We start from the raw sequence: 6943 nt of genomic DNA on the forward strand, positions 1-6943 counted from the left end.
TTAATAATATAAATTCCTAAAGAATAAAATATCCCTTTATAGAAACAGTTTTATTATTTTAACTGTCTACTATAAAGGGAGCATATAATTTTTCTTTATAATTTTCTAATTTTTTTAACTAGACTTTCACTGTTGTTAACTTTCCATAAACATCTTCATATCATCTTCTACATTAGTTATTCCACCAATTCCAAAGTTATCTATTAATACTTTAGCAACATTTGGTGAAAGGAATGCTGGAAGTGTTGGTCCTAAATGAATGTTTTTAACACCTAAATGTAATAATGATAATAATACTATTACAGCTTTTTGTTCATACCATGCTATATTATATGATATAGGTAGTTTGTTTACATCATCTAGTCCAAATACTTCTTGAAGTTTTAGTGCTATAACAACTAATGAATATGAATCATTACATTGTCCTGCATCTAACACTCTTGGAATTCCACCAATATCACCTAAATTTAATTTATTATATTTATATTTAGCACATCCTGCAGTTAATATAACTGTATCTTTAGGTAATTTTTCTGCAAAATCAGTATAATAATTTCTTGATTTAGCTCTTCCATCACAACCAGCCATTACAAAGAATCTCTTTATAGCACCAGTTTTAACAGCATCTACAACTTTGTCTGCAAGGCCTAAAACTTGGTTATGCGCAAATCCACCAACGATTTGTCCTTTTTCTATTTCAGTAGGTGCACTGCATTTTTTAGCCATTTCTATAACTTCTGAAAAATCTTTTGTTCCATCAGCCTTAGCTTCTATATGAGCACATCCTGGCATTCCTGTAGCACCAGTTGTAAATAATCTGTTTTTATAAGAATCCTTTGGAATAACTATACAGTTTGTAGTCATAAGGATTGGTCCATTAAACTTTTCAAATTCTTCTTTTTGTTTCCACCATGCATTACCATAATTTCCTGCAAAATGTTTATATTTCTTAAATTTTGGATAATATTGTCCAGCAAGCATTTCTCCATGAGTATATACATCGACTCCAGTTCCTTCTGTTTGCTTAAGTAACATTTCTAAGTCTTTTAAATCATGTCCTGAAATTAATATTCCTGGATTAGTTCTAACTCCAATATCTACAGTTGTTATTTCAGGATGTCCATAACTTTCAGTATTAGCTTTATCAAGTAATGCCATACCATCTACACCAAATTTACCAGCTTCTAATGCAAGTGCAACTAATTCATCAACAGTTAAACTATCATTTATTGTAGCTGCTAATGCTTTTGCCATGAATGCATGAACTTCTTCATTGTTATATTTTAAGTTCATAGCATGCTTCATATAAGCAGATAATCCTTTTAATCCATAAGTTATAAGTTCTCTTAAGCTTCTTATATCCTCATTTTCAGTTGAAAGAACCCCAACTTTTTCAGCCTTTGCATCAAATTCTATCGTATTATCAGCTGTCCAAGTTGCTGCATCTGGCATTATCATTTCTGTAGTTTGCATTCCAAATATTTTTTTGAAGAAACCACCACTTACTTTTACTTCTCCAACTTTACCACCAGCTTTAATAACTTTAGCGTTTAGAATTTCTCTTAATTTTAAAGTTTCTCTTACTCTATCTAAAATAGAATCTCTATCAAAATTAGCATTTGTAATTGTTATAAATAAATTTTCTGTTATGTATTTATCAACTTTACTATCTGTAACTCCAACTTTTCTTCCCTCATTACTTACTATAGCTAGTCCTTTAGTTACATATATTAATAAATCTTGAGCCTTTGCTACATGTTCGTCTTTACCACAAACACCTACTTTAGTACAGCCTTTACACCCTGCTGTTTCTTGACATTGATAACAAAACATTGACATATTATGTCCTCCTATTTCTCTTTTTATATAAAAATTATTAATTTCTTTTTGTTATTTCTTAACTTTAACAATTCAAATTTTACTATATTCTTTTCACTTTTTCTGTAACATATGTTACTAATTTAAAATTAATAATTTTTTATAATTATTTAATACAAAAAAAGAATCTAATTGATACTACAAGATTCATCAATTAAATTCTTTTAAATATATGCTGACTATGTTTCTGTTTTTATCCTTACTTATACCCTCGTTGTAATCAAGTTTTTTTTAATTCTTTAAAATTATAAAAAATTAAAATATGCTACTAAATTGGTCTTTTAAAATATTCGTCAATAATATGTTTAATTTTATTATGTCCATACTCAAATCCATACTCAACCAACAAATTAACAAACAATTCCTGAACCTCTTCATCATTATATTGAGATAAAAACATTACACATTCATCCCAAAGATTTTGAAAGCACTCTAATAAAAGAATAGAAAAGCAAAGTTCTCTTGCTCTTTTTTTATCATTAACTCTAAGATTACAAAATACTTCCTCAAGCTCCTCTAATGGATCTTCACCAATATAATTTAATAAATCTCTTATTTTTTCTTCAGATGTATCACTAGCAAGAGTTGATAATGCATACGTATCATAGTCTGGAAATTCTTCTTTAGGAATACCAATATCAATAGACTTAATATATTTTTCTTTTAGATAAACCTCTTTATATGAAATATTACTTTTTCTATTTTTACTCTTCTTTTCATAAAACTCCTTTATACTATCTCCATCTTTTATATCAGAATATTTAATATTATTGCCTGTATAGGAAATTCCTTCTTCTTTAGAATTAAAATTCTTATATGAAAATGTGTTTATAATGGTTATGCAGCGTATTGGTTTTCCTTCCAAATAACAAGCTGTAGCCTTATGATGACCATCTATTAATAGTCCAAGTGTACCTCTCATTTCAATGGCTAAACCAAACAACTTTTCTCCATTTCTAATTTTCCTCCTATAATACTCTACTCTATCTTTGTTATAAGAATTGGTTCCTTGGGAAGGTAATAAAAACTTTGGTTCTATAATAATAGTTCCATAGTTATGAGCATAATAGTATGAGCTTGCCATATAATTTTTAGCCTTCATTTTTAAATTCCAAAAAAAATTTCCTTCACCATCTGTAGGAAAAAACTCTATTTCTTTTAAAACATAGTATCCATCTTCTAGTAAAGATAATATGGGGCTTATTTTAGAAAAACTATCTTCTAAACTTTCTATATTGTTTAGTTCACTTAAAATTTCAACAACCTCATCATCTGCTTCATCTCTTCCTTCAGCTAATGCAATCATTGTAGAACAAGTTGGACAATATTCGGAATTACACATAATTAAAGGAGTATCTCCTAAATAAAATGTTGCCTTTACATCATTGTTTATATCCTTAGCAAATTTCATAGTTAATTTTCCAAGACCATTTTTTACTTTAAATAATATATCTTCCCCATTTAAATTATCCATTTTAGTTACTGATGGTTTATTAAATTTTTCTAGTATTTTATTAATTAACATTTTTCCTCCTAATAATTTAGCAATCTATTCCTATGCAATTATAGTATTTATTATCTTATTACATAATCCAAAAAGTCATCTTGTCCATTAAAGAATGATTCTGCATTTAAATTTATTTCTATATCTGGATAAATTGAATCTGTATCTTTATCTGAGGTTTTAAAATAATTGCTTGAATAATTAACATCAATATTCACATTAGATAAATGTATAGTTTTTACCTCTCCAAAATGATTAGGTTTTCCACCTGTTGGCTCTCCTATTAATGTAGCATTAGTTTCATTTCTAAGGCTCATTGCATTTAGTACTGCTGATGAGAATGTTCTCCTTCCTATAATAGCATAGAGATTCCCTTCTTTATTTATATCTTCTCTTTTCTTTATTTCATCTAAAAATGCTTCAAAAATTCTAGAATTCCCTCCACCATTATCTCTTAAATCTACAACTAATTTAGTTGCATTTTTTGTATCAATAACATTAAATACATCCTTAGTGAAGTTAGAAAAAGAATACTCCTTCATTTCCATACATGAATTGTATTTTACATACACAGTATTTTCTTCTTCAATGTACTTAAACCAATAATTATCATTTGAGTTCTGTTTTGATATAGGAAATCTATTTTTAAACTCTTCATCACTTGATAATGTTGTTATATTCATATACTCTTCCATTGTAACTGGTTTTATCATAACATCAGCATTAGATGAATCCTCAAATGTAAAGGTTGCATTATCTTCCTTTACTATTCCACTAAGTTTTAATACTTCTACACATTTTAATAATATTGAAAATTGATTTTTACTTATAGCTTCATTATCCTTGGATATAAAAGGTTCTAATTTTTCTTTTAATTCATTTATTGAATATCCATTTATTGAAACAAGCTTTTTTCCCAAATACTCTTTATATTCTGAATCCCCATCAACAAGATATATATCATTTCCAAACTGAAAGAAATTTAATGGATAAGCTAGTGAACCCATAATATCTACATTAGTATGACTGTCATTAATAGATACTATTATTTTTGCAAGTTCACCATTTATCTCTTCATCACTATATCTTGAAACATTGTTAATTAGTGAGTCAATCTCATCATTAAATTCTTCTTCTGATTTAGAAAAAAATAAATTCTTATGCTTTTTAGGTAATTCCTTTTTTAAGAACTCAATATCTGCTATAAATTTCTCATTTCTATCTTCACTTTTAATCATAGGAGAGTTAGTTACTCTATGAAATATTTTAAAAGCAAATATTCCTATAACTACTGCAATTACAAGTACAATAGTAGCAATAACCTTCCCCTTCTTATTAAATTTCATTATTAATACCCCCATCACTAAATTATTATTTATAGTAATCTAATATAAACTATATTTCTATAAATTTCTTTGCAAATTCTATTATACTCTATATTTTTCCATATAAAAATCAAAAAACACCAACACATTCGGTGCTGATGTTTGTAATATAATTAAATACATCTCATGTTAAGGTTAATCACCGTAAAATAGCCATTTTCTTAAATTAAAGGGTTTTATATAAATTTATGGCTGGTAAAATAGAATATTTACCATTCTAGTTAAATTATACACTTTAATAGAATTGCACAGAAAAAAACACCTAAGATAATTAAATCCTAAGTGTTTCTAAAAAATACTAATTACCTTCTTTTTTTCTAAGAGCATATATTTCTTCTTCTGTTAATCCAGTTTTTATTGCTATTGTTTTATTATCTAAGATATCTAGTAAATTTTTTGCTATTTCTAGCGCCTTAATTTTTTCTCCTTCTTCTTTACCTTTTTATGTATAATGTCTTTTTCTTATTTCATCAACAGTCATTTTCAATGCCCCTCCTTTTTTCTTTTTATAATCATCATATTTCTTTTCTATTTCAGAACTTTGAATTAAAAATAAATACTCTAAAAAATCTACCAAGGCTTTTATTTGCTAATTATTTTTTACCTTATCATAGTTTACTAATTCTTCTGCTAGGTTTATTTTTGCTTCATAAATATCTTCATCTTACTTAACCTAGTTTAAATACTATTTATTTTAATTTTTTTATTATGTTTAATTTTGGTTATCTTTAAATATACCTGATGTTGAATTTTAAATTCCTCTACATCATAAATTGTCCAATATAAATTATCAAAAATATCTTTACATTCTATTTCTATTTTTCCTACATTTCCTTCCATTCTATTTCCTTGAGAGTTTCTTATTGAGTACTCTTTTACAACTCCATCTTTTTCCAATAAGTTGATATAGAATTCACTAATATTAGAATTATTTTTAGTTATTGCACTTATTTTTATATCTTTAGCAATCCCTATTCCTACATTTTTTATTTCATGTAAATTTACATTTGTATTATATATTGTGCCAATACTAAATCTCACTTCTTTAACATAATCGTTACCTAAATCTTGTTCTTTTAATATTAATATTGGTTTATTTCTTTTTACATCTTCCAAATATTCTTTGTACATTATAGCTTTCTTATTTTCTTGTTGAATTTTTCTTGTTTCTTCTGTAGTTATAACAACAGCTATTAAAGTTCCTGTACCTCCAACAAATCCTCCTAATAGACATCCTATTGTTGAATAATATAACTTATAATCTCCACCTTTACTTATCCATAATAAAAATATACATAAAATAACTAATACGATTATTATAGTAAATGTTATTAGATATTTTTTTACTTTGTCTTTATAATTATCCAAATAAGACACCTCCTAAAACAATATTTTATATTAAAACTATCTTATATCTATATAAACTGTTATTTAATTCAATCCATAAAATTATCAATATTTTTAACTAGCTGATGCCTAAACCATATTTAATTTTATTACTATAAATATTTAAATTTAATATTATTATGTATCTCTACTTTATTGCATCATAAAAGAACCCTATTTCTAGAGTTCTTAATTTTAATTTCTATTATATTCTACCCCATTAATAAATTCTCTATGTATTTTTGTTCTTAGCTTCATCATTCTTACTTATTTCTTCTATTTTATTTTGTCCAAAACTTCTTTTATTTCACCTTCCGACATAGATTCATTTTCCTTATTACACTTTAACTTTTCTAACTTAGTAACTCCATTCTCCACTTTGTTCCTTATCGCAAATTTTTGTTCAATCGACAGATTATACACTTTCTTAATGTTACGTAGTATTTAACTTTTTAGATTTTGCATATAAAGATGGGAGCTTAAGGAATATGTACCTACTAAAGAGGATTTAGAATTTGCACAAAAATTTATTCAGTGGAACAATTTAACTCATGGAATTCAAAGAGTTGATGCTTGTAGAACTGAAGAAAATGAACTTTTGTTAGTGGAATTAGAAGATTTGAATCCTTATCTTTGACTACTAATACTGCCAATTTAAATTCCATATAAATACCTCTCATTTTATATACTTTTAAGTGTATAACAAGTTCTTATTTCACATTATATTTTAATATGTTATTTATTTCCAAATTAAATAATGTACAAATAAGAAACTCATTTAAGAAACTCA

The 6943-nt window shown here is 26.2% G+C and carries 4 protein-coding genes and 1 pseudogene; all 5 read right to left on the reverse strand.

The window, feature by feature from the left end; all coding sequences use genetic code 11:
- Positions 1–135: 135 nt before the first annotated feature.
- Positions 136–1839, reverse strand: coding sequence for a hydroxylamine reductase (hcp, locus tag NG918_RS16185; protein ID WP_252227070.1), 1704 nt, complete (start codon positions 1837–1839; stop codon positions 136–138).
- 307 nt (positions 1840–2146) lie between these two features.
- Positions 2147–3403, reverse strand: a complete 1257-nt coding sequence (locus NG918_RS16190) for a cytoplasmic protein (RefSeq protein WP_252227072.1) — start codon at positions 3401–3403, stop codon at positions 2147–2149.
- A 50-nt stretch (positions 3404–3453) separates the two neighbouring features.
- On the reverse strand, positions 3454–4728 hold the full coding sequence (locus NG918_RS16195) for a S41 family peptidase (protein WP_252227074.1): 1275 nt from the start codon (positions 4726–4728) through the stop codon (positions 3454–3456).
- A gap of 337 nt (positions 4729–5065) precedes the next feature.
- Positions 5066–5431 (reverse strand): annotated as a pseudogene (locus tag NG918_RS17220) (RpnC/YadD family protein); the annotation flags it as partial.
- 14 nt (positions 5432–5445) lie between these two features.
- Complete coding sequence (locus tag NG918_RS16200) at positions 5446–6135, reverse strand: hypothetical protein (RefSeq protein WP_252212098.1); 690 nt, start codon at positions 6133–6135, stop codon at positions 5446–5448.
- Positions 6136–6943 lie beyond the last annotated feature (808 nt).

The organism is Clostridium sp. ZBS2, from assembly GCF_023845855.1.
Classification (GTDB): domain Bacteria; phylum Bacillota; class Clostridia; order Clostridiales; family Clostridiaceae; genus Clostridium; species Clostridium aquiflavi.

Excerpts from the sequence above, each read along its gene's own strand:
- NG918_RS16195 (WP_252227074.1), bottom strand. The coding sequence starts at position 4,728 with ATGAAATTTAATAAGAAGGGGAAGGTTATTGCTACTATTGTACTTGTA.
- hcp (WP_252227070.1), bottom strand. The coding sequence starts at position 1,839 with ATGTCAATGTTTTGTTATCAATGTCAAGAAACAGCAGGGTGTAAAGGC.
- NG918_RS16190 (WP_252227072.1), bottom strand. The coding sequence starts at position 3,403 with ATGTTAATTAATAAAATACTAGAAAAATTTAATAAACCATCAGTAACT.